The sequence below is a fragment of the Bacillus cereus group sp. RP37 genome, from assembly GCF_040459695.1.
Lineage (GTDB): Bacteria > Bacillota > Bacilli > Bacillales > Bacillaceae_G > Bacillus_A.
In genome coordinates this window covers 2,865,619-2,891,996 of record NZ_JARVHP010000001.1, presented here as the reverse complement: position 1 = coordinate 2,891,996, position 26,378 = coordinate 2,865,619, and the positions used below count along the sequence as shown (strand labels likewise).

The window sequence follows — 26,378 nt, the reverse complement described above, 5'->3', positions numbered from 1 at the left end:
AAAGTTTCACTTTATAAAACCGTACCGCCCTTAATAAAAAATACATATGTAGTGGACCTTTTGAGAATGAAATTAATATGCAAAAATAATTGCAGGGGGTAAGGATTTGTTTAAAGATTTTAAAGTTGTCAAAGATCGTCCCGTTTATATTCAATTGAAAGATTATTTAAAAAAGATGATTATGAAAGGGCACTTGCTCGGGGAACAAAAAATACCTTCAACGAGGGAACTAAGTGAATTATTAAGTGTGAGCAGAAATACTGTACTCGCTGCCTATGCAGATTTAGAGCAAGAAGGACTCATTTATGCAGTTAAAGGAAAAGGGAATTTTGTTGCGAAGGTTGATATTTCAAACACTTCGTCTGTTGAAATAGATTGGAAAAATAAACTTAATACAGTTACCTTATTAGCGGATGAATTAGATTTAATGAAACATGGTGTTCGCTGGGAAAAAGGAATGATTGTTTTTAACAGCATCGCTCCAGATGAAAAGCTATTTGATGTGGAAAATTTCAAAAGAGCTTTTCTTACTCGTATGTCCATTGAAGGTGATGTCGTATTAAACTACGGTTACGCAAAAGGGTATAGACCGCTAATGAATTATCTACTTCATTATATGGAAATGAAAGGTGTAGATATTTCAAATAAAGATATTTTAATTACAAATGGATTTACAGAAGGATTAGACATTGTACTATCCTCGTTATCGAAGAAGTCAGGGCGGGTTATTTGTGAGAATCCGACTCATCATGCTGCACTAAAGCTTTTCCGTTTACATGGACTTGAAGTGCATGGAATTAATATGAATGAAGATGGCATTGATACGAACGAAGTTGAAAAAAGCTTGCGTGAAAAAGAGTTTGATTTTGCGTATTTAATTCCTTCCTATCATAATCCAACCGGCATTGTTACGAGTTCGGAGAAAAGAACGGAACTGATGAGATTATTTTCAAAATATAAGATTCCTATTATAGAAGATGGATTTAATGAAGAGCTACGTTATTCAGGATCACATTTAGCACCATTATTAACTTTTGCTGGCGCTGGTAATAATGTGATTTATATTAGTAGCTTTTCAAAGGTACTTTTCCCTGGTTTACGTGTAGGCTGGATCATTGCAGATAAAGAACTGATTCATTATTTAGAAAGTGTAAAAAGAGCAAGAACAATTCACACATCTACTTTAGATCAAGCTGTTCTGTTTCAATATTTACATGAAGGATATTTTGAAAAATATTTAAAAAAGGCAAGATCTGTTTATAAGAAAAAATATGAGTTAGCTGTTAGGGCGTGTAACGAGTACATTCCGTTTCAAAGAATGACCGGTGATGGTGGACTTCATTTATTTATAGAGTTAGAAGAAAAAATTCATGCCCGTACTCTTTTGCAAAAGTGTTATGAGCAGGGGGTTACATTTTCTCCTGGAGATGTTTTTTATTCTAATGGAGAAGGAACGAACACTTTTCGATTAGGATTTTCACGTTTGAAAGAAGAAGAAATTGTTCGGGGAATCAAAATAATCGGTGATACAATAAAAAATGAAATTTGGAGTTGAGGAAATGAGAATTGGCGTTATTATGGGAGGAGTATCCTCTGAAAAACAAGTATCAATTATGACTGGAAATGAAATGATTGCACATTTAGATAAAAGTAAGTATGACATTGTTCCAATTACGTTAAACGAAAAAATGGATTTAATCGAAAAAGCGAAAGACATTGATTTTGCGCTGCTTGCATTACACGGAAAATACGGAGAAGATGGGACTGTTCAAGGAACGCTTGAAAGTTTAGGTATTCCTTATAGCGGGAGCAATATGTTATCTAGCGGTATATGTATGGACAAAAACATTTCGAAAAAGATTTTACGTTATGAAGGAATAGAAACACCAGATTGGATTGAACTTACAAAAATGGAGGATCTAAATCTTGATGAATTAGATAAGTTAGGATTTCCGTTAGTGGTAAAACCAAACTCTGGTGGCTCGAGTGTCGGGGTAAAGATTGTATATGATAAAGACGAATTAATTTCAATGCTGGAAACTGTGTTCGAATGGGATTCTGAAGTAGTAATAGAGAAGTATATAAAAGGTGACGAGATTACATGTTCCATTTTTGATGGAAAACAGTTACCCATCATTTCAATTCGACATGCGGCGGAGTTCTTTGATTACAATGCGAAATATGATGATGCTGGTACTATTGAAGAAGTTATTGAACTTCCAGCTGAATTGAAAGAACGTGTAAACGAAGCGTCACTGGCTTGCTATAAAGCATTAAAATGTAGTGTTTATGCAAGGGTTGATATGATGGTGAAAGACGGTATTCCATATGTAATGGAGGTTAATACATTACCAGGGATGACACAAGCAAGTCTATTACCAAAAAGTGCAGATGCAGCGGGAATTAATTATAGCAAACTATTAGATATGATTATTGAAACTTCATTAAGAGTAAGGGAAGAAGAAGGGTTTTAAGTAGCAGTATCATGAATACTTTTGACAGTAACATGAAGTATGTTATGATGAATACAATACGAAAATTAAATATTTATCCACTAGGGGGGCCTATTATAGGCTGAGATCAAATGGGAATTTGAGACTCTTAGTACCTGATCTGGTTAATGCCAGCGTAGGGAAGTGGGAAAGACATTGCTATTTCATGAATAAATACTGTCAATTTCACTTTCTTTACGCCTGTAAAGAAAGTTTTTTTATTTTACAGATTTAATAATTGTGGGTAAATACTTAAATTTTATACATTATGGGAGGGATTTAAATGAAATTTTCACAATCATTACGTCAAGAAGTAGATTCAATTTGGGAAGCTAGTTTTCATCACCCTTTTGTAAAACAACTTGGTGAAGGAACGTTAGATTTAGCTAGTTTTCGCTATTATGTGCTGCAAGATTCATATTATTTGAGTCATTTTGCTAGAGTACAAACTTTAGGAGCTGCAAAAGCACTGGAATTAGAAACGACAGCTCGTATGGCACATCATGCTCAAAATACATACGAGGCGGAATTATCTTTACATGAGAATTTTGCGAAGAAACTAGGGATAACTCAAGAAGAAAAAGATAGTTTTATCCCTGCTCCAACTGCATACGCTTATACTTCACATATGTATCGTGCTGCGTATGAAGGACATTTAGGCGATATCATTGCAGCAATTTTACCTTGCTATTGGTTGTATTATGAAATTGGTGAGCGTTTAAAAGAGTGTCAGCCAGAAGAACCAATTTATAACGAATGGATTTCTGCTTATGGATCTGATTGGTTCCGTACGCTAGTTGAAGAGCAAATTACAAGATTAGATACTATCGCTGAAAACGTAACAGAGTCTGACCGTAAGCGAATGAAACAGCATTTCATTATTAGCAGTCAATATGAATATTCATTTTGGGAAATGGCTTATACTTTAGAAAAGTGGCCAGTGAATACAGAAGTAAAAGATGTAATCGGATAAAGAATGGAAGTAATGTTATAGATAGGTATGGATAATACCTATCTATATATTTTTTCTTGTCAGATTTGCGTAAAGTCGATAGTGCTGCGGATATAGCAAAATGGCATATCGATAAGTTAGTTAATTTAATTTTCTACGCATTAACTGGATAAACTTCTGCGACTTTTATTTTACAATCAAACTTCGTTACTGCTCCAACTTCAGATGCACAACGTAATGGAATGAAATTCTACCTTGAACGTAAAGATTGGTGGTTTGAAGTTAAACAAGAAAGAAATCGGCTCTGTTAACTGTAACGGAGTTGTTTTTTCTTGCAGGAATTTCTAAATCATTATGGAATGCTGTTAATACAATATGTAAATATGCATATTGTATCTTTTGGAGTTCTTGATGTGTTAAAATTAAATATATAGATGCATAAATGAAAAAGAAGCAAAAGTAGGAATATCCAATGAATTTTGAGAGGTGTTACATGTTTACAAATAAGAAATTAATTCGATTTGGTCTATCGTTGTTTGTATTTTTAGGGATAATTAATTTTACGATTAGTTATTTTCAAACATATCTTGAAACAGCAGCAAATATTAAATGGGTAGTTCCAGAAATTTGGAAAACTATTTTGATAGATGTTCCTCAAGGTATACTTGTTCTTTTAGGCGCAATTGCTTTATATGATTTCACAAAAGAGGTATCACAAAAAGACGCATCAATCTAAGTGCGTCTTTTTTCAATTTTTTTAATTAGCAATTTCATGGAGAGCTTGCTGGAAAAGTAGAATGAAAAGCCCTAATCAGGGCTTTTTTTGTAGGAATTTCTTCACCGTCATTGAATTCCGTAACTAGTAGTTTTTTTGATGATACGACGGACGAGATTTTTTATTCTGCTAGTGTGAAGTATATAAAAGGTTAGGAATATCAGATGGTACGCTCAGTAAGTATATGGGAGTGTTATAACGAGAGGTATTTACAGTACAGAAAAATCTAAGCGGCAGACGGGAATACATAGGATACGGCATCATGGTTATTGAGAAATGAATTGAAATTAGTAAGCATGAAGATATGATGCTAGAATTCACATTTTATAATTTCTATTTATAAAAATGAGCCCATAGTAAAAATAGGTATATGAACAAGGTGCATCATCTAGTGATAAGTCATACTTTGTTGGTGTATGTATTGAACTTAGTTTATAGCGCTATTTTTACTTAGATTTAACGATCAGAAATATAGGACAGCATTGATAGGGTTGTATTTTATAAACGGAGGTCATGAAAATGAATAAGTTTCAACAAGAATTACAAGCGTTAAGCCTTAATGATTACCGGTCTGGAAATATTGTGTATTGGGACCAGCAAAACCAATATCCATATTACTATTTTGAAGATGCTGCTCGTCGCTGTGGTGGTTGTGGCGGTCGTTGCGGTGGTTGTGGCGGTCGTTGTGGTGGATTCCGTTGTGGTGGATTCCGTTGTATTGGTTGCTTCGGTTGTTTTGGTTGTGGCGGTTGTGGTGGCTGTGGCGGTTGTGGTGGTTGCTCTAATTGTTTTAATGGTACTTCTGATACTACTGGTACTATTGTAACATATGAATATTGACTACATTTATTAATTAAAAAACATTAGCTTTATACATGTACATGCCGACAAAGAATATAGCCATCGTTAATGGAAATATTCAGTCATTCAAACGAAAGGGGAACAATAAGATATATAGGTGTAAATCAAGATGAGATAGATAAAGCAATGACTAGATTTAAAATCTAATCGTTGCTTTTTTCTTATAGTTTTACCATCAAATGTATGTCTAATTTAAGGATTGACTTCTTTTAGTTAGTGTGTAGCTCATGAAATTATTACAACTGTGTAAGTTTAATGTAATGTTAATCGATAGTAAATTAAGATGTTTGAGTGTATTTTAAATAGGATTAAAAAGTACTGTTTATCTATAGAATAATGGGTAAATAATATTTAATTAGGAAGTGTATTAAAATGATTGAATTTAAATCTATTATCCATTCGTACAAAATAAAGAGAAAAATAGCTAAAGATTTATACGGAAAAAGAGATGAATTGACAATGTTATTAAATGAACTTAATAACATGAAATGTACAGTAACATCTGAAAAAAAGAAAAATAATCTATTATCTCGTTTAGAATTAATTTATCAAAATATGAAATTAGATAAGCTGTATCCTCTTCCAGTTGCTTTTAATAGTAAATTATTGGAGCGATTAGAAAAAGAATCTCTACATACTATTGAGGATGGTGTAACATGTCTACATTTCATGTTAGATATGAATTATGAAAAAATAAAAAAATATGGATCGAGTACAAGTAGGTCATTTGTTCCATTATCGCAGTCTTCCATTTGTCTAGCCGATTGTATTTGTTTAACAGGATTTGTAATAGGTTTAATAGGAGCAATTTCATTTGCAGGATTAATGTTATCTATATGTTCAATTACATAATGGTTGATATTTGAAAGGAGAGCATCGACTTAAGGTGTTCTTTTTTAGTTTTATTGTAAAGTTATTGTAAATGATAAATACAATACATTATATATATTGTATAATTCGTATGTATAAAAATAATGATTTAGGAGGTGCTGTATATGATAACTACTTTTAATTTTTAAAAGAGTCGTTTTGGTAATGTTTTATTTGGATAAATAGTTTTTACTTTTCTTTTAAATACTTGGTTTAAATTGATTAGATTAAGTAACTGTTTTTCTAGTTTTTGATGATCAAGATAAATGAAGAAAGGAAGTAATCATTTTATGGAAAAATTAAAGTTGTTAACATTTGATAATATAGTAGAACCTCTATTAAACGAAAGCGTATCATTTATATATTTCCCTATTGAATGGCTCGATATTGTAGAAATACATTATAAAACATTTTTATTAACGAGTAAGTTGAAACGATTGAATGAAAGATTATATGATATGTTTTCTGATATATTATTTATTCAGCATAATCCATATGTATTAAATGAAAATACACCGTGGATTGTATCGAAAGAACCTATTAGAAAAGAACAACTCGATTATATTTTTCAAAGTTGGTATGAGATTATTCATGATTGGAAACCTAATAAATTAATAGAATCGCCAAAATATGAATGGCATTACGATTTAATTTCTAATTTAACAGTACTACATGATAATGAAACATATTCTAAATGGGTGCCCGCTTTAATTTCACATATTTTTTGTGAGAGTCCCGTACAATTAGAAAACATAAACGAAGAAGATATATACTTTTCTCCACTTAGATCACAAAATATTTGTGAGGCTATGTCAGAGCCTATTAAAGATGAAAAAACACAAGATTATTTCGCCTACGTATATCGGTTCGAATGTATAACGCGCGGAGGCGAGAATATTCCATTATTAAATGTTTCAATAGGCATTCGGAGGTTTTATCAAGAATATAAGATGTTGGGTCAAACAAACCTTGATATAACAACGTTTGTTTGACTTATTTTTATAAAATGCAAACATTTTGCAAACATAAGTTATCCAAAGATGCTTTTACCGAAGTTTTTAACAGCTTCTTCTTGCATATTCGGTAAAATATGCGAATACACACTTAATGTCATTGAAATGTCTGTATGACCTAATCGCTCACTGATAATTTTAGGGTTAACTCCTTGTTTCAATAGTAGGGTAGCGTGTGTATGTCTTAAATCATGGAATTTAATTTCTTTTATACCCGCTTTGTGTGTATCTCTAATGAAGCTTTTTCTGAAATGGGCTTTTTTTATTATTCTTCCAAACTCATTACAATTAATTAAATCTTGATCCTGATAAGCAGAGCCAAACCTTAATTTCTCTTTATTAATTAAAAGCTTATGTCTTTTTAAGGATTCTATAGTTTCTTTAGGTACAGGAATAGTACGCTTTGATGAATTTGTTTTTGCTGTTTTTTTGATTTTATTGTCATGGCCAGATGTTTGGTTTATTGTAACAGTGTGTTTTTCAAAATCAACGTCCTGCCATCGTAAGCCTAGAACTTCTCCCATACGCATACCTGTAGTTATTGCAAGTAGATACCCAATGTGATATCGTGATTCTTGTGAATGCAAAAGAAACTTTTTTACTTCTTCCTCTGTCCAAGTTTGGATAGAGGTTCTTTCTTTTTTCGGTATCTCTGCAAAAGTAGCTGGATTTCGAGAAATAATATTTTGTTTTACAGCTAGATTTAAAGCGCTTTTTAATATTCTATGCATAAGCAGAATAGAATTGTTTGCAATACCTTTATCTATCGCAGTTTTATAGCATTTTTGAATGTGCATAACATTTAATTTATGGAGTGTGACCATTCCAATGCTAGGTATAACATGTTGGTTGATAAATGCCCTATAGCCGACAAAGGTACTCCTTTCTATACTCATACTTTTAATTTCTAGCCAATGGTTTAGGTATTCCTTTAACGTAACTTTAGATGGTTCTATAAAAGTTCCTTCATTTAATTCCGTAATCTTTTTCGCTACATCTTTTTCAGCTTCTTTTTTTGTCTTATAACCAGAGAACCACTTCTGTCTTCTTTTTCCTGTCTCTGGATCAGGTCCAATGTCGACCACAATACAATATTTATTTCCTCTTTTTCGAATATGTCCTTTCACTTAAAACACTCCTTCATTTTGTTTTGAATCATGGTGTATAAGTCTAGTTGTAATTTTGCTGCTATGAAAATTACAAAGTTGGACATATCAGCGATGGATACATTTTACCATATATGAACAAATTCAGTTATAGGATATGATTGTCAGTCGATGTTAAATAATAGTAGAATATTAGTAGATTCAGATAAAAGGAGGGGAGAACATGGGAGAATTCACGAAGGACCCTGGTGGTCACAGAGTAACTGATCCAGGAGGATGGAAAGTGATTTTTGATCCAGGTGGCACAGGTGGAAGTCCGTTATCTTCAAATCCAGAAACATGAGTATAAAAAAGAGGGCTATGAGCTCTCTTTTTTATACTCATGGAAATAAAATTAAAATCGTCTTATATGCAGCTGCCATAGTACACATTGTCGCAATCACACTAGCTAACTGTTTAGGAGCATGGATTTTTAACAGTGTGTAGTAAACTAAGCTACTGGTAATTATCATGATAACAACCATAATAGCCGCCTGCATAGCAAGGTGATTAACTGGTGATTGTATAGAACTAAAGTCAATTTGATTCATATAATATACTCCTTATAATCGTTTTATAAATATATTAATATATTTAATTTATCAATGGAAGTATATACTCCTACAAAATACCAAAATAGTTAATTTACAGATGCAGAACGTATGAGCTAAAATAATTGCAGATTCAAATTAGGAAGGAGGGAAGAAATCATGAGAAATACATATACAAAAGATCCAGGCGGATGGAACTACGCTCAAAAGAATAATGAAGCAGGTCCTGGAGGTGGTGCAGGATATGCCGATCCAGGAACGGGAATATAAAGAGAGAAAAAAGCACAGTGCTTAATGCTACTGTGCTTTTGATTTACAGAAATTTATTTTTTAAGTAACCAATCTTGAACTTCGTCTTTCAAATCAATTCCTACAGTTATAACGCCTAAGATAACGCCCTTACCTATAATGTTAAGGTCTACACTCATAGATTCTTTTACAAATTGTAAACGGCAAATGTTTGACGTTTACTGTCAGAGTATAGGTTACAATTAATATACTTGCTAATAGTTTTGGGGCATAGACTTTTCGAAAAAACTTTCTCAACATGAATTGACTTTAAGTGGAATGAAGATTCTAAATCTTGTGATAAACTTATTTTAAGTGAAAAATAAGAACAAAAAAGACCCATAGCGCAGCAAAAGTAGTGTGCAGCCACTCTTTCGCTGTTCCCTAATACGGATAGGGAAAACTTTTGCCATGAGTCAGCCCAAGTATAACATAATATTCCAAAAGAAATCCCCTATGGTACAGTTTTTCTATTGAGAAAATTCGGGTAGGTGTCTCGCGTTCAAGGAGGCGTTAGTATGAATAAGGCAATTGGCTTTGGAGGTATTGTTTCAAGTGATGATTTGAATTCAGCGAAATTATCAAAAATAACAAATTTATCGCAGTCAAATTTATGGAAAACATTGAATGGGAAAGTTCCTATGACTTTCACAAAACTAATGAAAATCTTGGGTGGACTTGATTCTGAAGAGAAGAAAATGGAAGTGGTTCAGGAATTTTTAAAGTGTACTGATAAAGAAGCTGATGTACGGCTTGCTATGTATTACTTATATTTATCAGGTTATACAGAATTACTGCATGATCTTATTGGGAAAGAGTATAAACAATCAGTTACTAATAATTATAAAGAGATTTTTCGCGTTTGTTTAGAAAGACAAACTGGTTTATTAAGGTCAGGAGAATTTCTTAAAGAAATAGAAGAGTTACGCACAAAAGTCAATTTAAATAAACCAGGGGTGAGCATACTTGTGAACACCCTAAGTATATATGGTTATTTTGATTTAGGAGCATACAATGTTTTAACAGTGTTACAAGGGATGATACAAGATAAAATAAATGATATGCCAAAAGGTTTGGAAAGAACCTTAAATGAGGTAGAGTTAAACATAATATGCTCATATGCGTATTTAATGCAGGATGAAGTAGGTATGGCTAGAGAATTATTAAAAAAAGTGCTAGAAGAAGAAGGGGTTCCAAGTCTATTAAAAGCTACAGCATTAAGTATATTTGCGGAAAGTTATATTTTCTGCGACCCTGATAAAGCATTGTATTATTTTGAGCTTTCACTTGTAGAATTGAAAAAAATAAAAAATAACAAATCATTACTTAAAAGAAAATTAGTGGAAAATACCATCTCTTTTTGTTGTATTATTCATAATTTTCCCGTAAAATCAGAATATATACATCATAACGCTGAAAGGGCGTTACAGTATATTCGTCAGAATAAGAATAGTAAAGCTTCTGCAATTTTACATCAAATTGATAATCGAACTGCAATTCAAGACTTTTATTTATCAATAGCAACAAAGGATGAAGTATTGCGCAGAAAAGCATATCATCGATTCTTAAAAGACGGCAATTTATTCTACATAAAAATCTTTGATATCTTAAAGTGAGGGACAATGAGAATGAAAAAAATAGTAGCTAGTTTAGTTATTGCATGTACGCTTACATTATCAGTGTTATCTGTTAGTTCGGTATCAATTAAAGATAATCAAGCCACTGAAAAAGTAAAAGAAGTACAAATGATGAGAATGGACCCAGGCACTTTAGGATAATAAATGATTTAAAAATGCCATTGCATCTAAAGATGCGATGGCATTTCGTACGTTTAGGAGATTATTCATTTTCTTCATTTTGGCATTTTTGAATAATTAAGGGTGATGGGGGAAGGGTTATATGGGGCATCTAACAAAAGGAAAATCAGAAATGATTATTGTTGAAAAGAGAATGGAATCATTATTAAAAAAGGTTTATCAAGGTGATAAAGAAGCTTTAGAAAAGCTGAATAAAATAAAAAAAGCGATGGTTAGCAATTAAGCTATCTATCGCTTTTTTCTTATAACTCATTTTTGATCATATTAATTATTTCTTCACGTTTCTTCGGATTCAGGTCATTTATCTGTTGCATTATTTCTTTGAGGTCATCTTTTATTGATTTCGAATCTGTTGAATTTAAATTTTTATATTCAGAAATCCCCATGATGTAGTCTGCTGACACTCCGGATATACGAGACATCTTTTCAACGGTCTCTCTAGATGGGTTTCTATGACCATTTTCATATAAAGAAATCATTGATTTTTTAGCTTTTATAGCTTCTGCGAATTCAAGTTGACTCATTTTAAGAAGCTCTACTCGTATCTCTTTAATTCTAATACCAATTATATTTTCGCTCATTAGTAAATCCTCCCCTAAAAATTCATTGAGTTCAGTCAATGAATTCCCTATATAGAATGTAACAAAAAGGTTTGCTACAAGACAACTAAAATTTTTTGAATAAAAGGTTGCTTGAAGCAAACCTTTAATATATAATCAAATTAACAAACAAGATGAAGGTGATAAAAAATGATGGTACTTGATACCGAAAAAGTTAAAGCCTTACGAACACAGCTTGGATTTAGTCAGAGTTATGTTGCTGAAAATGTTGGTTATCGAAACAAATCAATCTACTGCAATTTGGAATTGGGTAACAGACAGCCAAGCATTACAAAGTTGGTTAAAATAGCAAAATTGTTAAATGTAAACACTGAAGAAATTTTAAAGGAGTCAGTATAAGACGACTTTATTTTTTACCTAATGGTTTGCTTGAAGCAAACCATTAGGTATACTTTATGAGATATTTTTGCCTTAAATAAAAATTTCATAAGTAAATCACAGTTATAAAGGAGCGAAAGAAAATGGGATTAGATCAAATAATTAAAGAGTCAATCCGTGAAGTGATTCGTGAAGAAATTAGATTAGCATTAGCTGATTTACACCAACAATCACAACCAAACAAGGTATTACGAGTGAAAGAAGCAGCTGCTTATCTCAACATCGCAGTTTGCAGAGTGTATGAACTTGCAAACCATCCGCAGTTTCCGGTTATCCGAGAAGGGCGCAAATTACTCTTCTTACAGAAAGATTTGGAAGCATGGTTAGAAGCGCAAAAGGAGGAACCGTACGTTGGTTGAAAGTACATTCAGCCTTTTAATCACAGCGGTGGTTATCGTGTCATTCGTGGGTAGCGTAGCGCTATTTGATACATTTGCAAAGCTTATCAACGAGAACGAGCAGCTCAAGCAAGAAAATAAGCAATTAAGGAAGGTGAAAAGAATATGAGCATTACAGCGCCAGTTTTACAAAAGGACATGCAAAAGAAACAGGTGTTAGATGAGTTCTTAAAATATTGTAATCAAATGCAAATTGAAGCATTAATGCAACATGATCCAATCGCACTATGTACATGGATTAAGGAAGCACGATTAGCAAGAAGGGAACTTGCAGCACTGTATCGGGCGAAAGAAAAACATAATGAGGAACGTGAAAGAGATCGTAAAAACATCTTAGGGATTATTAGGCGGTTAAGAAGCCAGGGAGTAAACGCGGACGTGGTGGAAAGAGCTCATTACATTACTCTTTCAGAGGAGGTGAGTTGAATGTTAGAAAATCCAATTGTATTAGGAAATCAACAAGATTCATGCAAAAAAAACTTCGAACACTATTGTAGCGATTGTGAAGGTGAATTGTATTTTGGAATGACCTATTACGAATTCGAAGGAAGTTTAATTTGTGAAGAATGTGCCGAAAAGTTTTTAGAACGGCACGCAACGAGGTTTGTTGCAGGGGAATAAAAAAGAACCCACGGCAATGGGTTCCCTTTGAAAAATAAGTCAGAGCTAGTATATCACAGGAAGCGAGTGAATAGAACATGCAAGCAAAAGTATTGGTTAATACACTCAACATGGACCGCGCTCAGTGGCTACAAGCACGTACACAAGGTATTGGTGGTTCAGATGTTTCTGCTATCGCAGGTTTAAATAAATGGAAATCAGTGGTTCAAGTATTTTTTGAAAAAACACAAGCGATTGAAAAAGAAGATATACAAAGTGAATCGGCATATTTCGGAAACGTTCTAGAAGAAGTAGTCGCAAAAGAATTTTCCAAGCGTACTGATTTAAAAGTTCAACGTAGAAATGCAATCCTTCAACACCCTGAATATCCGTGGATGTTAGCAAATATTGACCGTTTAATTGTCGGCGAGAAGATTGGCCTTGAATGCAAAACGGCGTCGGAATATTTAAAAAAAGAGTGGGAAGATGAAGAAGTTCCAGCTGCTTATCTTTTACAGTGTCAACATTATATGGCCGTAACTGGCTATGAAGCATGGTGGATTGCAGTACTTATAGGTGGTAATAAATTCGTTCATAAAAAAATCGAACGAGATGAGGAATTGATTCAGTATCTTATCGATATAGAAAAAGACTTTTGGATTAACAACGTTGAGAAGAACGAACCGCCGATGTTTGACGGTTCAGATGCATCAACAGAATTGCTTAAACATTTATATCCAGAATCCATTACAGATAGCTTTGTAAGTTTAAGTAAGCAAGAAGAACTTCTCATTGAAGCGCGTGATCAAGTGGATAGAGAGATTAAAGTGCTGCAAGAGCAAAAGGCAGAGTACGAAAACAAAATCAAAGCGAAACTCGGTACCAATGAAGTTGGCGGGACTGAGAACTATAAAATTTATTGGAAGTCATATACAACAAATCGTTTTGATAGCAAGCGATTTAAAGCAGAACACCCTGATTTATTTGAGCAGTATGTTAAAGAATCTAAATCAAGAAAATTCACGGTTAAATAAGGGAGGAAATAAACAATGGCAACTAACAAAGATGTAAAAAATCAATTAGCAAATCGTAAAGCAAGCGCACCAGTAACACCTGAACAAACAGTAGAAGCGTATATGAAGAAGATGGCGCCACGTTTTGCGGAAGTATTACCAAAACATATGAGCATGGATCGTATGAGTCGAATTGCATTAACAACAATCCGTACAAATCCAAAGTTACTTGAATGCAAAGTACCATCGCTTATGGGAGCTGTTATGCAAGCCGTACAATTAGGGCTTGAGCCAGGATTATTAGGACATTGCTATATCTTACCGTATAAGAGTGAAGCTACTTTCATTATCGGATATAAAGGGATGATTGATTTAGCAAGACGTTCGGGTCATATTCAAAGCATTTATGCACATGCAGTATACGAAAATGATGAATTTGAATACGAATTAGGTTTACACCCTCAACTGAAGCACAAACCATCATTTGGTGATCGTGGCGAGTTTATTGGAGCGTATGCAGTCGCACATTTCAAAGATGGTGGGCATCAAATGGAATTTATGCCAAAGAGTGAAATTGAAAAACGAAGAGGACGTTCAGCTTCAGCAAATTCCAACTACAGCCCGTGGAAGACAGATTATGATGAAATGGCAAAGAAAACAGTGGTTCGTTACATGTTTAAATACTTACCAATCAGCATTGAGGTTCAGTCACAAGCGCAGCATGACGAAGTGGTTCGTAAGGATATTACGGAAGAACCAGAATTTATCGAAGTGGATCAAAGCGAAGTGGAACAGTCAGCTGAAGGAGACGTGAAAGATGACTTCGTGATTGAAGGTGAATAACAAATCAAAGGTGCTTCTCTCTCGCAAATTGTGGGAGAGAGCACAATCAAAAGATGAATTGAAACAGTCAATTGCACGTTATATACAAACTGGTTATCCAGGTTATCGGATAGAGAAAGTTATTAAGGAAAATGAATCTTACATCGCGATTTGCACAAGGGGGTAGACACTTTGGGGATTTTTCGAGTCAAGAAAGATAACAATTATTCGGTTATAAACAACACTGGTTTGAAGGATCAAACTTTGTCGTGGAAGGCTAAAGGGATTTTAGCGTATGCACTTACACTACCTGATGATTGGACATTCCACATCAGTGAATTAGCCCAACACGCTAAAGATGGTGAAGATTCATTGAGGACAGGAATTAATGAATTGAAAAAGGCAGGGTATGTAAAGCGTTATCCAGTTAAGGATGAAAAAACAAAGAAAATAACAAGTTGGGAAACTGAAATACATGAAACCCCACATAGGGAAAAGCCACTTGTGGAAAAACCACATATGGAAAACCCAGAAGTGGAAAAGCCACTTGTGGAAAATCCGACACTACTAAGTACTAAAGAACTAAGTACTGAAATACCAAGTACTAATTTAACTAATGATGATGTAGATAAGCATCCTCTGACAGATGAAGAATTTCAAAAAAGTTATAACTACCTTTTACGAAACAATATTCCATTAAGTGAAACGGCAATGCAGGATCTCGGAGAATTCAGCGATGTATTAGGTAGCCAAATCATTATGGAAGCTGTCGATAGAGCAGTGGATCAGAACGCAAAACGGTGGAAATACATTAGCGGTATTTTATTCAACTGGCAAAAAAGCAACGTGAAAACATTGGCAGATGTTATCAAGCTTGATGAGGATTATAAAAACCAAAGAGGTGGTGTAAACAATGCAACACGTAGGGCACGCACTGGCAGAGGTTATGGTACGAGCAGAAGCTATGAGGAAGAAAATGCAAGCCGAGAACGCAACATGCCAAGCTTCATTAAAAGAGTTTAGATGTGTAACGTGTCAGGATTCGGAAGTGGTTTTTTACGAAGAAGTGAATGAATTCGGTATGAGAGTATCTATGCAAAAGGATTGTGAGTGTAAAGCGCAACGAGTGCTGGAACGCAGGTTGAAAAACGCGATGATTCCAGAAGAATTTACAAATGCTCGATTTGATTCGTACAAACGAGAAACAGAGCAACAAAAGCTTCTCTATAAAACGATGGTGGAATATCTGCATTACTTTAAACAAATTAAAGAGACAAAACAAAATAGCTTAGGTTTTGTAGCTACATTTGGAGAGTTACGAATCAAGCAATTAGAACCAGCTAAGCGAGCACAAGCCAAGAGAGAACATAACAGTTTTGGACTTGGTAAAACGCATCTTCAAGTAGCTGCAGCAAAGTATCTCATGAAGCGAGGGTATAGCGTACTGCTTATATCAGACGGGAATTTCATTGATGATCTTATTGCAGCCAAGATGATGAACGATGATAAGAAAGAATTTAACCGATTGTTAAACCACGCAAAACAAGTAGAAGTCCTCATCTGGGATGACTTAGGGAAGTCAAAATGGTCAGAAGCGAAAGAGAACCTCTACTATCAAATTATTGATTATCGGTATCGTCATAATTTGCCGATTTTATACAGCTCTAATGAAGATGATGAGACATTACCTGAAAAGATTGGTTATGCAGCAAAGAGTCGTTTGTTCGGCATGAGTAAACATTATTTAATCGCCGTAGAGGGCGAAGATTATCGTGAGAAGGAGTGAAGAAAATGTGCAAAACATGCAGTAACACTGGCGTAGTTCATACGGAAATTTATCCTGGGATGATAACGATTGAAGGTTGTACTTGTGAGGTAGCAAAACAGCAAGAAGCCACGCAAAAAGAAAATTGGGATGCTTGGATACAAAAATTTGAAGAATGGAAAAGGGGGTTACTGCATGAGCAACGTGTCGGTTGAGAAAAAGCGTGAGTTTATGCAATTTGTTTTAAACCATATCTTGCCTAGAAGACACGAGGGCTTTCCATTTGTCTACACATTTCATAAACATTTAAGGTTTGTAACGAGAATCCACTTTGTTGAAAATGCAAATTCATAAACATTTAAGGTTTGTAACGAGAATCCACTTTGTTGAAAATGCAAAGAAGTATCCGTATGGAATTGAAATTTCAGCCGATTTTGCAGAAGGTAAACTGTTCGCGTTTTATAAACCAAATTTAACTGTTACAGATGGGATGTCAGCATATCATCATTTCAATGTGAATGATGCACCGATATATATTCAAATCAATTTTAAAGGTAAATACAAGGAACCTTTGTACATGGAAGTACTTGAAGATGATGAGTGCTCACTTGAAACGCATATCGATGGGGAAGATCATGATGAAATTGATCAGCTGATTAAATACAATCTAATTGACCATGCACTAGACACAAGAAACGAAGAACTGTTCCGTAAGTTGATTGCAAATTAAGGGGGAGATGAAGGGATGGCGGTGCTTTACAAATATAAATTAACAACCATTTTCGAACATTGGCCAAACGAAGAATTTGTAGTAGCGGAAACCGAAGGAAAGGCGAGATTCTTGTACTGGCAAAAGTTCAGAACAAAGCTTCTAACGATGCCAATGGCTGAATTCATGAAGTTTGTAAAGTGCGAGAATCAAGGTGTTTTTGACATCAAGCGTATGTACAGTGCGGAAAAGGCTTTTAAGAAAATACAAAATTTTAGAAACCTACACTTTGCTTACATGGGTATGCGAGTAAACGTAGCTGGCATGTGGGGTACGATCGTTGGAAACTGGAAAACTCATTTGTTCGTTTTGTTTGATGGGGAAATTGAGAAACACAACTGTCATCCTTTTTGGGAAATTGCTTACTACGATGATGAGGGCAATGTGGTTCGAAATTACCAGAAGGGAGAGTATGCGGTATAAGTAAAAAAGGACGAGCAGTCGTACCTGCCGTCCTTTATAGGAGAAAAATTATTCTGGATTAGAACTACGAATAACCAGAAAACGCGCTTTAAAACAGTGTTGTCAAAGATGTAATAATCTATGCAACAAAAACGCTTAGTCGGAATTCAAAACACCAAATGGCTTGCATTGGTAACAGGCTCAAAAGTAGTATATGTAAAATGAAAAATTCCATACAAAAAGCAGACAACATTTTTGGTTGTCTGCCAGTGAGTCGAATGAGTTAGCTAATTGTGATAAATTGCATTCCCATTACGAGAAGAGTGAAGCTGCTAGTTCAAACAGCTTGTTGGTAGTATTTTCGATATTTTAAAAAATATACAGAGAAAGCAGATAAGTGAAGAACCTACCTGCTTCTGCTGTAACAAAAGAAAGAAGTATTAGCCGTGGATACGGCGGCTTGAAAATAGTATGTATTGATTTTTGAAAAATATTCAAGGGGTGAAGAAACATGGAATGTGCACAAAATGCTGTATATGAAATCACTCAGTTAATTAGTGAAGCAAAAGAGAAAAACAATGAGTAAGTACAATAATAAGAAAGTTTCTGTAGGAAAGCGTTTTGGAAGATTGGTCGTATTAGAAGATACAGGGAAAAGAAATAATTCACAAAGAAAAATATTTCTTTGTGAGTGTGATTGCGGAAAGAAAGTTGAAGTGGATATTGCTGGACTTAGGACAGGTGACAATCAATCGTGTGGGTGTCTACTGTTGGAGAAGGTAACAAAACATTCCAGCAGTTGCACAAAGCTATATAAAAAAAGGGCTGATATGCTGCAACGCTGTAATAATCCAAATTCAACAAACTATAAGTACTACGGTGAACGTGGGATAAAAGTTTGTGATGAGTGGTATGATTTTGTCGTTTTCAAAAAATGGGCTGACGAAAATGGATACAAAGAACCGTTGAGTATTGATCGAATTGACCCGAATGGGAATTATGAACCTGAAAATTGTAGGTGGGTTACTAGAAAACAGCAAGATCGAAATAAAAGGGATTCGATATTTGTATGGATTCACGGAGAACATTTGAATTTGATGGAAGCAGCAGAGAAATATGATGTCAGCTATGGTTGTTTGAAATATCGATATCATAAAGGAATCCGTGGAGAAAAGTTAATTTCGCCATCCCAAAGGGGGAAGAAACTTGAATAAGTATAACGCAAAAAAAGTAGAGGTAGATGGCATCATTTTTCATAGCAAAGCAGAAGCGGATTATTATTCCGGATTAAAAATACGCCAAGCTGCAGGTGAAATTACAAGTTTTGAATTACAACCAAGATTCACCTTGCAACCAGCGTTTACAAAGAACGGTAAAAAGTTTGTGGCCATTACATATATCGCTGACTTCATGGTTTATTTGCCAAATGGTGACGTGGAAGTCGTGGACATAAAGGGTATGGTTACCGAAACATTTGCTGTGAAAAAGAAGATGTTCGAATATAAATACCCACATTTACAGCTCATCTTGCTAAAGCATGTGAGGAAATACGGTGGCTTTATCACACTTGATGAGTACAACAAATTAAAGCGTGAAGAGAAAAAACTAAAACAAGCTAAATAAAGGGGGCGGATTATATGTCATATATCGAATTCAAACCAACTTTAAAGAAAGTAAATCTTAAGCCAGGTGGTAAAAAGGAAATCGTTTTGGAAGTAACAGATGATTCGTTAAATGGAAGTATGGAAGCACTATCTGAAATGATTGATATCAAAGTGGATGTTTCAATCGAATCTCTTGTGGTGAATTACAATGTGAAATTAAACGTGAAAACAAACAAGCCATTAACAGAATATGAAGTAGATGATAAAGGCGTTGTACAAGAAGTGAAACCATCGCATGAGCAGTTAGAGGCTGATTTTGATATCCCGGAAGAAAAAGTGCAAACGCGCGAAGAGAAAGAGCAAACAGATCGTGAAATTGTGGATGCGTTTATTATCAGTGGCTTAGCACCAAGCTTTGACGGAATGCCAAATAAGCTACCTGAAATCGTGAAACGTCGTATTGATGGTGAGTCTTACTTGAAACTTGCAAATGAACTGGATATGTCATCAGGGCAAATTATTGAAGTCATCGATGAATATCGTAAACGTGTTGCTCCATTAGCGATTAAATGGAATGAGTGGAAAGAAAATCAAACAGATACAGTAGAGCAGCCAAAGGCAGAAGAGAAACCGAAGGAAGAAACAATGGCAGAAGAACCGGTTGTAACGGAAGAAGAGCAGGTGCAAGAGAAAGAATCGCAATCTTCAGGGGAATCAGAAGTCACTGATGAGGACAAGCCTTTCAATGAAAAATTAGAAGATTAATAAATACAGGTTGGTAGTATGACAAGTTCGTTGTACTACCTGCCTTTCAATCTTATATGGGGTGATGGATTGAACAAAAAGGAAAAAAGCAGGTCCGACTTTGGATTTTAAATATACAAGATAGTCACTGTAAAGCGTGTAAAACTGTTCCGAAATCGATTGGAAACAATTATGCAATAGCACGTTGGTGTTCAGAAAACTGTGAAATCGGTAAAAATCTACAAAGCTTAGGTGAGAGCCTACTCGAGGGGAGAACGGAACATATGGCTGAACAAAAAAACTGGGATCAAATTTGTGCGACTGCTGAAAAATTACGTGCTTCTGATGAAAAGAAATGGACTTGGGGGAAAATCGGAGCAGAGTTCGGAGTAACAGAAGGCAATTTATATTATCACGTTGCAAAAAGACGTGAAATAAATGCAACGCCTGATAAGTGTGTAGGCGTATTAAAGAATTCTCAGAATACAAAACTATCACCACAACCTCAAAACGTTGAAAAATCGAAATCTGAACCGCCAAAATTAAAATATGTAGTAACTGAACATATTGAGAAAGCAAAAACGCTGGATGTTTCTTGGAAAGAGCGATTAAATGACGTTCTCGATGAAAAAGATACACTTCGAAAAGAGTTAAGTGAAGTATCGAAACTGTACGAAGAATTAAAAGATATAAAAGAAAAACTAGCGCAAGATCTTATCGCGGAAAAGAAAGCACGTTTTGAAGTAGAAGATGCATTTGAAAGCATGAAGCAACAATCGCAAGCTCGTGAGGAAGATTACAACTCGTTGCTCAATGAATTTAACGCTGTTACGGAAAAGAATCATGAGTTAGGACATGACCTACAAAAAATGCATATCAACGTACGTGCAGCGGAAGAAACTGCTGCGAAAGAACGTGAACACCGCCTTGAGTTACAAGGCAGATCACAAGCGCTCGGTATAGCGCTCAAAGCAGTTTTATAGGTGAGCCATATGAAACTTACTAAAGAAGAACGAAAAGAACTCACATACCAAATTGGCGATATTATCGAACAGAAATGTAGACGTTGTTATTACAATCGTACATCAAACGAATGCTTCAGTATCAATGAGTGTAAATCATGCCCGACTGGTGAAGAATTACGCCAGTTGGGTAGGTACTTGGATACGCAGCCTAAAAAGAATGGTGGACCAAGAATGGAAAAATCGAGTGGTTTAACGCCTGAGGTTGTTAGGAATTTAAATATACAAGGTATACCGGATAAGGATATTGGTATTATGTATGAACTTAGCCCCTCGTATGTTGGGAAAAAGAAAAAACAATGGAAACGAGCGGGTATCTGGAACGGGCCAACTGATATGAGAGAAATCAAAAAAGGCTAGGATTTCTCCTAGCACTCAAGCAACTCGCTATTTATAAGGAAGGCGCTAACGTAGAAGTAGAACGTTTGCCACACCTTTACTTTATAACAACTATGGGACGAATAGTGCAAATTACAGGAATCTTAACAAGTGTTTTACGTTAGTTTTATATATTTTAAGTTTTTGGTAAAAATTTATAATATAAATTGATGTTTGTGGTGAAAGTAGTGGGCTGAGTGGAATGTTTGCGTAAGGATGTACAGAAGTTAGCTTATGAATTGTGGTGTAAGTTGGATACCGCATAAGAACAGTCGGTCCTTTATAAAGGTATAGATACTTTTAATAAAAAAGAGATGGAAATATATACTATTATTAGAATGTATTTAATAGATGGGAGTATTTTTGTCGATGGTAGTTTGAGAGGGAAGTGTAGTGATGTGAAGTTACATAACCTACAATATTCCAAAAAAGACCCAACCAATCCCCTTGAGCCATGAGATTGATTGGATCAACTTCTTGAAAAATCAATTATCTCTGTCAACAGAAATTAAGCATCAAATCTAAGAATTGTTAATCCTCTAACTTCTGCTGACGTTGAAGCATTGACATTGGTAGAAATAATGCTAACAGTGTAATCATGTGAGTTGACAGAAGGGCTATTTGTAAATACCTCTGCTACTTTTATTGTTTGAATACCAATGTTAGTATCATCGGATAAGTGATAAGTCTGTGTGAGGAGAGTTCCATCAATGGTGCTGGATAATACGACGGTAAGGGCAACTGACCATATTGGTAATGTAGGAGTTACTAAAACTTGTACAGTGAAATCAAATTTCAATTGATCACCTGCTGTTATAGGTACAGCTGTTACCTGAAGAACATTTGTTGACGAAGCACCTAATGATTGCGTTCCCGTATCTGTATCACTAAATAATATTGAACCAGGTCCCGTGTTACCTTGAGGCCCTTGAGCACCCGTGTTACCTTGAGCACCCGTGTCGCCTTGAGGCCCTTGAGCACCTGTGTTGCCAGTAGGTCCCTGAACACCCGTGTCGCCTTGAGGCCCTTGAGCACCTGTGTTGCCAGTAGGTCCCTGAGCACCCGTGTCGCCAGTAGGTCCCTGAACACCTGTGTTGCCAGTAGGTCCCTGAACACCTGTGTTGCCTTGAGGCCCTTGAGCACCTGTGTTGCCAGTAGGTCCCTGAGCACCCGTGTCGCCAGTAGGTCCCTGAACACCTGTGTTGCCTTGAGGCCCTTGAGCACCTGTGTTGCCAGTAGGTCCCTGAGCACCCGTGTCGCCAGTAGGTCCCTGAACACCTGTGTTGCCAGTAGGTCCCTGAACACCTGTGTTGCCAGTAGGTCCCTGAACACCTGTGTTGCCAGTAGGTCCTGGAGCACCTGTGTTACCTTGAGGTCCTGGAGCACCTGTGTTACCTTGAGGTCCTGGAGCACCAGTAGGTCCAGTAGGTCCTGTAGATCCAGAATTAGCGACAGATAGAAGGGACACATCATCAATAAATACATCAGCACTTCCTAATTCGGGGAACTTAGCGATAACTATAGATGCTGTATTAGCTGTAGCCGGCACTGGAGAAGTAGTCCCATAAACTTCTAACCAATCTTTTTCGTTGCCATCGGGGATACGATTAGAAAGTATAAAAGTAACTAAGCCATCACCCAAAAAAGTAGTGCCATCATAATATTGGACATTGATAGCTATCAATGGGCTAGGAAATGGTCCGTTTTTAGTAAGGGACACAAAAAGTTCGAACGTTTCATTTGGGGATACCGGAACTGCTTGAGCAATAATGGCGTTAGTTAGACCACCAGATAATTTAGCGCTGTAAATACCAGAATGGCTATTAAGGCTATTAATAGAAACAAAAGAGGGATTGTTTACAATAAATGGAGAAAGAGTTCCCGTCTCGAATCCTCCATTTACAATGCGATTTTTAATCAAAAGATCACCACCTTTTTTAAGTTAAGTTCTTCTTTGAGATTTCTCTATATTTTATTGAACAAAAGGAACGAGTGCTTGTACAAAATAATAAAATCCACTCTAGTAAATAAACAAAAACGCTGTTTTAGTAAAAAGGAGGGAGTGAAATAGAACAATTATCAATATTTAAAATAGATGAAACGAAAAATAAGCTGTATGAAGTATTGGGAGCTAACAACTACCATTACGAGATAAAAAGTTATTATCTACACAACGATTACAGGGGTGAGGTTAAGTATTTCTATATTAGAACAACAGATGACACGATTATTGATATGTGTTTAAGTGAGTTCCAGAAGTGTTTGCTGTGTACGAGGGATTCACTGAAGCGCAGGTCAAGAAAATATACAGAGGAAGACTACAATGAAAATTTCATTTTGTATAAGGAACAATTGAAACAACAATACTTAGTGTATTAGATATACTAAGGAGCGGATTGGATTGGCTTGATCAGAGGTAGCTTAAGTTTTATTAGAAGAGTAAGGTATTACAGTTGAGAGATGATTATGAATGGAAATGGTGTTTATGTGGGGAACTTGCTTTCCTATACTCACCAGATAAACGCGAAGAGCGGATATTTCAGTGTAGGGAGTGTTATGAAAAGGACAAGCAATAAAAAAACAGCTAGCAAAAGCTAACTGCTTGTTAAAAAAAGAATCCACTCTAGGTTATTAACTGCTAGAGTTTCAAGAAATAAATGATTAAATTAATTTAATTTTTCAATTACAATCGAAGCATTTATATTTGTTTGTGTTCCACCTGCCAAAGTCTGCAAAGTAACAGCAGCAGTAGAAGTATGATTATTAAGGGTAATAATATCACCTGCAGCTAAAGCGAGGATTGTTTGGCCGTTGTTTGGTTGAGTTCCTGCACCTGATCCATAAACTGCGCTGGTAACCGGAGCACCATTTAAAAAAAGTGTGAATTGATTAGGCTCAACTCCTGATACAGAAAAAGAAATTTTATAATCTCCTGCATTAAGAACCATTAATTGAGAAGTTCCCAGCGTATGAGTAAAACCAGATGTCATTCTACCATGTGAATTAAAAAGAATAGGTGCTTCTAAGGCAACAACTTGAGCTGCTGTATTGAAAACATAAGCATAATGAGATAACCCGGATACTGTAAGTCCGGTAGGTCCAGTAGGCCCCGGAGGTCCACCAGAAGGTCCGGTTGCTCCGGTTATGCCGGTAGGCCCAGTAGGCCCTGGAGGTCCACCAGAAGGTCCGGTTGCTCCAGTTATGCCGGTAGGCCCAGTAGGCCCTGGAGGTCCACCAGAAGGTCCGGTTGCTCCGGTTATGCCGGTAGGTCCAGTAGGCCCTGGAGGTCCACCAGAAGGTCCGGTTGCTCCAGTTATGCCGGTAGGTCCAGTAGGCCCTGGAGGTCCAACAGTTCCTGGCAATCCGGTAGGTCCAGTAGGCCCCGGAGGTCCACCAGAAGGTCCGGTTGCTCCGGTTATGCCGGTAGGTCCAGTAGGCCCTGGAGGTCCAACAGTTCCTGGCAATCCGGTAGGTCCAGTAGGCCCCGGAGGTCCACCAGAAGGTCCGGTTGCTCCGGTTATGCCGGTAGGCCCAGTAGGCCCTGGAGGTCCACCAGAAGGTCCGGTTGCTCCAGTTATGCCGGTAGGTCCAGTAGGCCCCGGAGGTCCACCAGAAGGTCCGGTTGCTCCGGTTATGCCGGTAGGCCCAGTAGGCCCTGGAGGTCCACCAGAAGGTCCGGTTGCTCCAGTTATGCCGGTAGGTCCAGTAGGCCCTGGAGGTCCAACAGTTCCTGGCAATCCGGTAGGTCCAGTAGGCCCCGGAGGTCCAACAGTTCCTGGCAATCCAGTAGGTCCAGTAGGCCCTGGAGGTCCACCAGAAGGTCCGGTTACTCCAGTTATGCCGGTAGGTCCTGGAGGTCCAGTTATTCCAGTAGGCCCTATTTGAGGCAAAGGAAAGGAACATGGAAAGGGTATGTGACAATTCTTTTTAAATTTACTCATTTTTACACCTCCCTTATAAATTAACTAACAATTTATATTTATACTTTAACAACTTATGAGTAAACAGACACACGGGTGTAAGGAAAAACCCCACAATAATTACATAAAAGGTTTTAAGAGCAAGCCTTTATTTCACATTCCATACCAAAAAGAGCACTATATTATATATAAGTGCTCTTCGGATCAAAGCTCTTAGTGTAAAAGAGTACGTGTTACCAAATGTAATTTTTTCATGGGCGTGAAGTATTTGAACAAAAAAGCTATTTTAGTAGGGAACAAGTTTAAAAGGCCCTGGTTGACACAGGACCTTTTAAAAGGGAACAACACTTGACATGTTAATAATTTTGACTGAAAGTTACTTTCATATTACCATTATTGGGATTTTAATTCCAATAATGGTTGTTGAGAAATAAAAAATTATTTGGCACAACAAAGCAGCTAGCAGAAGTAGCATAGTATAAACGGATATAGAAATGTTATGCAGGAAAGAAAACTAAACAAAAATTTCATTTTGTAGAAAAGAGGAATGGATATGGAGAAGTGGCCTGAGGAAAGAATTGCAGCTTATAAAAGATTTGTAACAAATGAAGAAAAGGACATTGAATTATTTGAACGACAATTGAAATACAAACAAAAAGAAATTGAAAGTTTACAGAGAGCAATCGAAAACGCTTCAAAAAGAAGAGTGTCATATATTTTAGAATTACGCGGTCAGGGATGGAAAAGAACAGATGATAGTTGGGAGAACAATGCACAGTAAAAGAGCAGATAGCAAAAGCTAACTGCTCACCTAAGAAAAACAGAGGAAAGATAACCATGTGTCTATAGTATTTACGGAATATTGAGTTTTATCCCATTTGAATCCAAAAAATGAATTTAATAATTACGATCCGATTAAAGATACTTAAAACACACTACTAATATTAAGTACAAAAGTAAGAACAATGTAAGTGTGATTGTAATTATACTTCTAATCGTTGTTTTCGCAGTAGTTGACGTATTCATTCCTATAAGGCCACCAATGAAGGTCCAACCTGTTAATATCAGTAAAAAAATTATTGGGTCGGTAGAGCTCCAATTCATCGCTGTATTAATAGATTCATTTTCAAAGTATAGGATAAGTAAACCAACACAAATAAATGAAAAAATAAAAGACCA

At 36.0% G+C, this 26,378-nt stretch carries 33 protein-coding genes, 5 pseudogenes and 1 riboswitch; of the genes and pseudogenes, 33 read left to right on the top strand and 5 right to left on the bottom strand.

Features of this window, described 5'->3' with window-relative positions:
• Nucleotides 1-106: 106 nt before the first annotated feature.
• From pdxR to QCI44_RS15445, 10 genes and pseudogenes are all read left to right on the top strand, one after another.
• On the top strand, nucleotides 107-1,555 hold the full coding sequence (pdxR, locus tag QCI44_RS15490) for a MocR-like pyridoxine biosynthesis transcription factor PdxR (protein ID WP_016134584.1): 1,449 nt from the start codon (nucleotides 107-109) through the stop codon (nucleotides 1,553-1,555).
• Nucleotides 1,556-1,559: 4 nt separating this feature from the next.
• Nucleotides 1,560-2,474, top strand: a complete 915-nt coding sequence (gene ddlB / locus QCI44_RS15485) for a D-alanine--D-alanine ligase (protein WP_016087726.1) — start codon at nucleotides 1,560-1,562, stop codon at nucleotides 2,472-2,474.
• Between the two features lie 72 nt (nucleotides 2,475-2,546).
• Nucleotides 2,547-2,652: riboswitch (TPP riboswitch) on the top strand.
• Between the two features lie 123 nt (nucleotides 2,653-2,775).
• Nucleotides 2,776-3,465 carry a thiaminase II gene (tenA, locus tag QCI44_RS15480; protein ID WP_016087725.1) on the top strand — a complete coding sequence of 230 codons (690 nt, stop codon included), beginning with the start codon at nucleotides 2,776-2,778 and terminating at the stop codon, nucleotides 3,463-3,465.
• A gap of 155 nt (nucleotides 3,466-3,620) precedes the next feature.
• A pseudogene (locus QCI44_RS15475) lies at nucleotides 3,621-3,755 on the top strand (N-acetylmuramoyl-L-alanine amidase C-terminal domain-containing protein); the annotation flags it as partial.
• A gap of 161 nt (nucleotides 3,756-3,916) precedes the next feature.
• The gene (locus QCI44_RS15470) at nucleotides 3,917-4,180 is read left to right on the top strand and encodes a DUF3937 family protein (protein WP_016087724.1); all 264 of its coding nucleotides are present in this window, start codon (nucleotides 3,917-3,919) and stop codon (nucleotides 4,178-4,180) included.
• Between the two features lie 110 nt (nucleotides 4,181-4,290).
• A pseudogene (locus QCI44_RS15465) lies at nucleotides 4,291-4,496 on the top strand (hypothetical protein); the annotation flags it as partial.
• A gap of 242 nt (nucleotides 4,497-4,738) precedes the next feature.
• Entirely contained in the window at nucleotides 4,739-5,059 is a 321-nt protein-coding gene (locus QCI44_RS15460) for a heterocycloanthracin/sonorensin family bacteriocin (protein ID WP_016134586.1), read from the top strand.
• Between the two features lie 17 nt (nucleotides 5,060-5,076).
• Nucleotides 5,077-5,227, top strand: a pseudogene (locus QCI44_RS15455) (site-specific integrase); the annotation flags it as partial.
• 225 nt (nucleotides 5,228-5,452) lie between these two features.
• On the top strand, nucleotides 5,453-5,932 hold the full coding sequence (locus QCI44_RS15450) for a hypothetical protein (RefSeq protein ID WP_016087722.1): 480 nt from the start codon (nucleotides 5,453-5,455) through the stop codon (nucleotides 5,930-5,932).
• Nucleotides 5,933-6,240: 308 nt separating this feature from the next.
• A complete protein-coding gene (locus QCI44_RS15445) occupies nucleotides 6,241-6,942 on the top strand; it encodes a pPIWI_RE module domain-containing protein (RefSeq protein ID WP_353811303.1) in 702 nt (233 codons plus the stop codon).
• Between the two features lie 38 nt (nucleotides 6,943-6,980).
• Here the strand turns inward: QCI44_RS15445 and QCI44_RS15440 are convergent, their stop codons facing one another.
• Both QCI44_RS15440 and QCI44_RS15435 read right to left on the bottom strand, forming a co-directional pair.
• On the bottom strand, nucleotides 6,981-8,090 hold the full coding sequence (locus QCI44_RS15440; RefSeq protein WP_353811302.1) for a site-specific integrase: 1,110 nt from the start codon (nucleotides 8,088-8,090) through the stop codon (nucleotides 6,981-6,983).
• Nucleotides 8,091-8,449: 359 nt separating this feature from the next.
• Entirely contained in the window at nucleotides 8,450-8,659 is a 210-nt protein-coding gene (locus QCI44_RS15435; RefSeq protein ID WP_353811301.1) for a hypothetical protein, read from the bottom strand.
• 806 nt (nucleotides 8,660-9,465) lie between these two features.
• Between QCI44_RS15435 and QCI44_RS15430 the strand changes: the two genes are divergently transcribed.
• The 3 genes from QCI44_RS15430 to QCI44_RS15420 all read left to right on the top strand — a co-directional run bounded on the left by QCI44_RS15430 (nucleotide 9,466) and on the right by QCI44_RS15420 (nucleotide 10,987).
• Complete coding sequence (locus QCI44_RS15430) at nucleotides 9,466-10,563, top strand: AimR family lysis-lysogeny pheromone receptor (protein WP_353811300.1); 1,098 nt, start codon at nucleotides 9,466-9,468, stop codon at nucleotides 10,561-10,563.
• Between the two features lie 12 nt (nucleotides 10,564-10,575).
• On the top strand, nucleotides 10,576-10,725 hold the full coding sequence (locus QCI44_RS15425) for a hypothetical protein (protein WP_088046583.1): 150 nt from the start codon (nucleotides 10,576-10,578) through the stop codon (nucleotides 10,723-10,725).
• 121 nt (nucleotides 10,726-10,846) lie between these two features.
• Nucleotides 10,847-10,987: a hypothetical protein gene (locus QCI44_RS15420; protein WP_176373009.1), complete on the top strand. Its 141-nt coding sequence runs from the start codon at nucleotides 10,847-10,849 to the stop codon at nucleotides 10,985-10,987.
• A gap of 19 nt (nucleotides 10,988-11,006) precedes the next feature.
• On the opposite strand, the gene QCI44_RS15415 is transcribed toward QCI44_RS15420, so the two are convergent.
• Entirely contained in the window at nucleotides 11,007-11,345 is a 339-nt protein-coding gene (locus QCI44_RS15415) for a helix-turn-helix domain-containing protein (protein ID WP_353811299.1), read from the bottom strand.
• A 168-nt stretch (nucleotides 11,346-11,513) separates the two neighbouring features.
• Between QCI44_RS15415 and QCI44_RS15410 the strand changes: the two genes are divergently transcribed.
• The 18 genes and pseudogenes from QCI44_RS15410 to QCI44_RS15325 all read left to right on the top strand — a co-directional run bounded on the left by QCI44_RS15410 (nucleotide 11,514) and on the right by QCI44_RS15325 (nucleotide 21,261).
• Nucleotides 11,514-11,723 carry a helix-turn-helix domain-containing protein gene (locus QCI44_RS15410; RefSeq protein ID WP_088046585.1) on the top strand — a complete coding sequence of 70 codons (210 nt, stop codon included), beginning with the start codon at nucleotides 11,514-11,516 and terminating at the stop codon, nucleotides 11,721-11,723.
• A 122-nt stretch (nucleotides 11,724-11,845) separates the two neighbouring features.
• The gene (locus QCI44_RS15405; protein ID WP_088060326.1) at nucleotides 11,846-12,121 is read left to right on the top strand and encodes a helix-turn-helix domain-containing protein; all 276 of its coding nucleotides are present in this window, start codon (nucleotides 11,846-11,848) and stop codon (nucleotides 12,119-12,121) included.
• Nucleotides 12,114-12,269 (top strand): hypothetical protein, encoded by a 156-nt coding sequence (locus tag QCI44_RS15400; protein ID WP_353811298.1) that lies wholly within the window; start codon nucleotides 12,114-12,116, stop codon nucleotides 12,267-12,269. The genes QCI44_RS15405 and QCI44_RS15400 overlap by 8 nt, the downstream gene beginning before the upstream one ends.
• The gene (locus tag QCI44_RS15395) at nucleotides 12,266-12,586 is read left to right on the top strand and encodes a hypothetical protein (protein WP_353811297.1); all 321 of its coding nucleotides are present in this window, start codon (nucleotides 12,266-12,268) and stop codon (nucleotides 12,584-12,586) included. The genes QCI44_RS15400 and QCI44_RS15395 overlap by 4 nt, the downstream gene beginning before the upstream one ends.
• The gene (locus QCI44_RS15390) at nucleotides 12,587-12,781 is read left to right on the top strand and encodes a hypothetical protein (RefSeq protein WP_088060329.1); all 195 of its coding nucleotides are present in this window, start codon (nucleotides 12,587-12,589) and stop codon (nucleotides 12,779-12,781) included.
• Between the two features lie 77 nt (nucleotides 12,782-12,858).
• The gene (locus QCI44_RS15385; protein ID WP_353811296.1) at nucleotides 12,859-13,794 is read left to right on the top strand and encodes a YqaJ viral recombinase family nuclease; all 936 of its coding nucleotides are present in this window, start codon (nucleotides 12,859-12,861) and stop codon (nucleotides 13,792-13,794) included.
• Nucleotides 13,795-13,809: 15 nt separating this feature from the next.
• Nucleotides 13,810-14,616, top strand: coding sequence for a recombination protein RecT (gene recT, locus QCI44_RS15380; protein ID WP_353811295.1), 807 nt, complete (start codon nucleotides 13,810-13,812; stop codon nucleotides 14,614-14,616).
• A gap of 171 nt (nucleotides 14,617-14,787) precedes the next feature.
• Nucleotides 14,788-15,618, top strand: coding sequence for a DnaD domain protein (locus tag QCI44_RS15375; RefSeq protein ID WP_353811294.1), 831 nt, complete (start codon nucleotides 14,788-14,790; stop codon nucleotides 15,616-15,618).
• Nucleotides 15,572-16,381: an ATP-binding protein gene (locus tag QCI44_RS15370; RefSeq protein WP_353811531.1), complete on the top strand. Its 810-nt coding sequence runs from the start codon at nucleotides 15,572-15,574 to the stop codon at nucleotides 16,379-16,381. Before QCI44_RS15375 ends, QCI44_RS15370 begins: the two co-directional genes overlap by 47 nt.
• A gap of 5 nt (nucleotides 16,382-16,386) precedes the next feature.
• Nucleotides 16,387-16,575, top strand: coding sequence for a hypothetical protein (locus QCI44_RS15365; RefSeq protein WP_353811293.1), 189 nt, complete (start codon nucleotides 16,387-16,389; stop codon nucleotides 16,573-16,575).
• 125 nt (nucleotides 16,576-16,700) lie between these two features.
• Nucleotides 16,701-17,090: a YpiB family protein gene (locus QCI44_RS15360; RefSeq protein WP_353811530.1), complete on the top strand. Its 390-nt coding sequence runs from the start codon at nucleotides 16,701-16,703 to the stop codon at nucleotides 17,088-17,090.
• 15 nt (nucleotides 17,091-17,105) lie between these two features.
• A complete protein-coding gene (locus tag QCI44_RS15355; RefSeq protein ID WP_353811292.1) occupies nucleotides 17,106-17,552 on the top strand; it encodes an MFS transporter in 447 nt (148 codons plus the stop codon).
• Nucleotides 17,553-18,109: 557 nt separating this feature from the next.
• Complete coding sequence (locus tag QCI44_RS15350; protein WP_353811291.1) at nucleotides 18,110-18,745, top strand: hypothetical protein; 636 nt, start codon at nucleotides 18,110-18,112, stop codon at nucleotides 18,743-18,745.
• Entirely contained in the window at nucleotides 18,738-19,154 is a 417-nt protein-coding gene (locus tag QCI44_RS15345; RefSeq protein WP_353811290.1) for a DUF1064 domain-containing protein, read from the top strand. The genes QCI44_RS15350 and QCI44_RS15345 overlap by 8 nt, the downstream gene beginning before the upstream one ends.
• Nucleotides 19,155-19,168: 14 nt before the next feature.
• Nucleotides 19,169-19,900: a 2-methylcitrate dehydratase gene (locus tag QCI44_RS15340; RefSeq protein WP_353811289.1), complete on the top strand. Its 732-nt coding sequence runs from the start codon at nucleotides 19,169-19,171 to the stop codon at nucleotides 19,898-19,900.
• A gap of 68 nt (nucleotides 19,901-19,968) precedes the next feature.
• A pseudogene (locus tag QCI44_RS15335) lies at nucleotides 19,969-20,130 on the top strand (zinc-finger domain-containing protein); the annotation flags it as partial.
• 33 nt (nucleotides 20,131-20,163) lie between these two features.
• Nucleotides 20,164-20,862 (top strand): hypothetical protein, encoded by a 699-nt coding sequence (locus tag QCI44_RS15330; protein ID WP_353811288.1) that lies wholly within the window; start codon nucleotides 20,164-20,166, stop codon nucleotides 20,860-20,862.
• A 9-nt stretch (nucleotides 20,863-20,871) separates the two neighbouring features.
• Nucleotides 20,872-21,261 (top strand): hypothetical protein, encoded by a 390-nt coding sequence (locus QCI44_RS15325; protein ID WP_353811287.1) that lies wholly within the window; start codon nucleotides 20,872-20,874, stop codon nucleotides 21,259-21,261.
• Between the two features lie 526 nt (nucleotides 21,262-21,787).
• On the opposite strand, the gene QCI44_RS15320 is transcribed toward QCI44_RS15325, so the two are convergent.
• Nucleotides 21,788-23,200 carry an NTTRR-F1 domain gene (locus QCI44_RS15320; protein WP_353811286.1) on the bottom strand — a complete coding sequence of 471 codons (1,413 nt, stop codon included), beginning with the start codon at nucleotides 23,198-23,200 and terminating at the stop codon, nucleotides 21,788-21,790.
• Between the two features lie 146 nt (nucleotides 23,201-23,346).
• Between QCI44_RS15320 and QCI44_RS15315 the strand changes: the two are divergent.
• Nucleotides 23,347-23,606 (top strand): annotated as a pseudogene (locus QCI44_RS15315) (hypothetical protein).
• Nucleotides 23,607-23,945: 339 nt separating this feature from the next.
• Here the strand turns inward: QCI44_RS15315 and QCI44_RS15310 are convergent.
• Nucleotides 23,946-25,220, bottom strand: a complete 1,275-nt coding sequence (locus tag QCI44_RS15310; RefSeq protein WP_353811285.1) for a BclA C-terminal domain-containing protein — start codon at nucleotides 25,218-25,220, stop codon at nucleotides 23,946-23,948.
• Nucleotides 25,221-25,752: 532 nt separating this feature from the next.
• Between QCI44_RS15310 and QCI44_RS15305 the strand changes: the two genes are divergently transcribed.
• The gene (locus QCI44_RS15305; protein ID WP_353811284.1) at nucleotides 25,753-25,980 is read left to right on the top strand and encodes a hypothetical protein; all 228 of its coding nucleotides are present in this window, start codon (nucleotides 25,753-25,755) and stop codon (nucleotides 25,978-25,980) included.
• Nucleotides 25,981-26,378 lie beyond the last annotated feature (398 nt).

Bases quoted from the DNA above. Each gene is read 5' to 3' on its own strand.
- ddlB (WP_016087726.1), top strand. From the start codon at position 1,560: ATGAGAATTGGCGTTATTATGGGAGGAGTATCCTCTGAAAAACAAGTA.
- tenA (WP_016087725.1), top strand. From the start codon at position 2,776: ATGAAATTTTCACAATCATTACGTCAAGAAGTAGATTCAATTTGGGAA.
- QCI44_RS15470 (WP_016087724.1), top strand. From the start codon at position 3,917: ATGAATTTTGAGAGGTGTTACATGTTTACAAATAAGAAATTAATTCGA.
- QCI44_RS15460 (WP_016134586.1), top strand. From the start codon at position 4,739: ATGAATAAGTTTCAACAAGAATTACAAGCGTTAAGCCTTAATGATTAC.
- QCI44_RS15450 (WP_016087722.1), top strand. From the start codon at position 5,453: ATGATTGAATTTAAATCTATTATCCATTCGTACAAAATAAAGAGAAAA.
- QCI44_RS15445 (WP_353811303.1), top strand. From the start codon at position 6,241: ATGGAAAAATTAAAGTTGTTAACATTTGATAATATAGTAGAACCTCTA.
- QCI44_RS15435 (WP_353811301.1), bottom strand. From the start codon at position 8,659: ATGAATCAAATTGACTTTAGTTCTATACAATCACCAGTTAATCACCTT.
- QCI44_RS15430 (WP_353811300.1), top strand. From the start codon at position 9,466: ATGAATAAGGCAATTGGCTTTGGAGGTATTGTTTCAAGTGATGATTTG.
- QCI44_RS15425 (WP_088046583.1), top strand. From the start codon at position 10,576: ATGAAAAAAATAGTAGCTAGTTTAGTTATTGCATGTACGCTTACATTA.
- QCI44_RS15420 (WP_176373009.1), top strand. From the start codon at position 10,847: ATGGGGCATCTAACAAAAGGAAAATCAGAAATGATTATTGTTGAAAAG.
- QCI44_RS15415 (WP_353811299.1), bottom strand. From the start codon at position 11,345: ATGAGCGAAAATATAATTGGTATTAGAATTAAAGAGATACGAGTAGAG.
- QCI44_RS15410 (WP_088046585.1), top strand. From the start codon at position 11,514: ATGATGGTACTTGATACCGAAAAAGTTAAAGCCTTACGAACACAGCTT.
- QCI44_RS15405 (WP_088060326.1), top strand. From the start codon at position 11,846: ATGGGATTAGATCAAATAATTAAAGAGTCAATCCGTGAAGTGATTCGT.
- QCI44_RS15395 (WP_353811297.1), top strand. From the start codon at position 12,266: ATGAGCATTACAGCGCCAGTTTTACAAAAGGACATGCAAAAGAAACAG.
- QCI44_RS15390 (WP_088060329.1), top strand. From the start codon at position 12,587: ATGTTAGAAAATCCAATTGTATTAGGAAATCAACAAGATTCATGCAAA.
- QCI44_RS15385 (WP_353811296.1), top strand. From the start codon at position 12,859: ATGCAAGCAAAAGTATTGGTTAATACACTCAACATGGACCGCGCTCAG.
- recT (WP_353811295.1), top strand. From the start codon at position 13,810: ATGGCAACTAACAAAGATGTAAAAAATCAATTAGCAAATCGTAAAGCA.
- QCI44_RS15370 (WP_353811531.1), top strand. From the start codon at position 15,572: ATGCAAGCCGAGAACGCAACATGCCAAGCTTCATTAAAAGAGTTTAGA.
- QCI44_RS15365 (WP_353811293.1), top strand. From the start codon at position 16,387: ATGTGCAAAACATGCAGTAACACTGGCGTAGTTCATACGGAAATTTAT.
- QCI44_RS15360 (WP_353811530.1), top strand. From the start codon at position 16,701: ATGCAAATTCATAAACATTTAAGGTTTGTAACGAGAATCCACTTTGTT.
- QCI44_RS15355 (WP_353811292.1), top strand. From the start codon at position 17,106: ATGGCGGTGCTTTACAAATATAAATTAACAACCATTTTCGAACATTGG.
- QCI44_RS15350 (WP_353811291.1), top strand. From the start codon at position 18,110: ATGAGTAAGTACAATAATAAGAAAGTTTCTGTAGGAAAGCGTTTTGGA.
- QCI44_RS15340 (WP_353811289.1), top strand. From the start codon at position 19,169: ATGTCATATATCGAATTCAAACCAACTTTAAAGAAAGTAAATCTTAAG.
- QCI44_RS15330 (WP_353811288.1), top strand. From the start codon at position 20,164: ATGGCTGAACAAAAAAACTGGGATCAAATTTGTGCGACTGCTGAAAAA.
- QCI44_RS15325 (WP_353811287.1), top strand. From the start codon at position 20,872: ATGAAACTTACTAAAGAAGAACGAAAAGAACTCACATACCAAATTGGC.
- QCI44_RS15310 (WP_353811285.1), bottom strand. From the start codon at position 25,220: ATGAGTAAATTTAAAAAGAATTGTCACATACCCTTTCCATGTTCCTTT.
- QCI44_RS15305 (WP_353811284.1), top strand. From the start codon at position 25,753: ATGGAGAAGTGGCCTGAGGAAAGAATTGCAGCTTATAAAAGATTTGTA.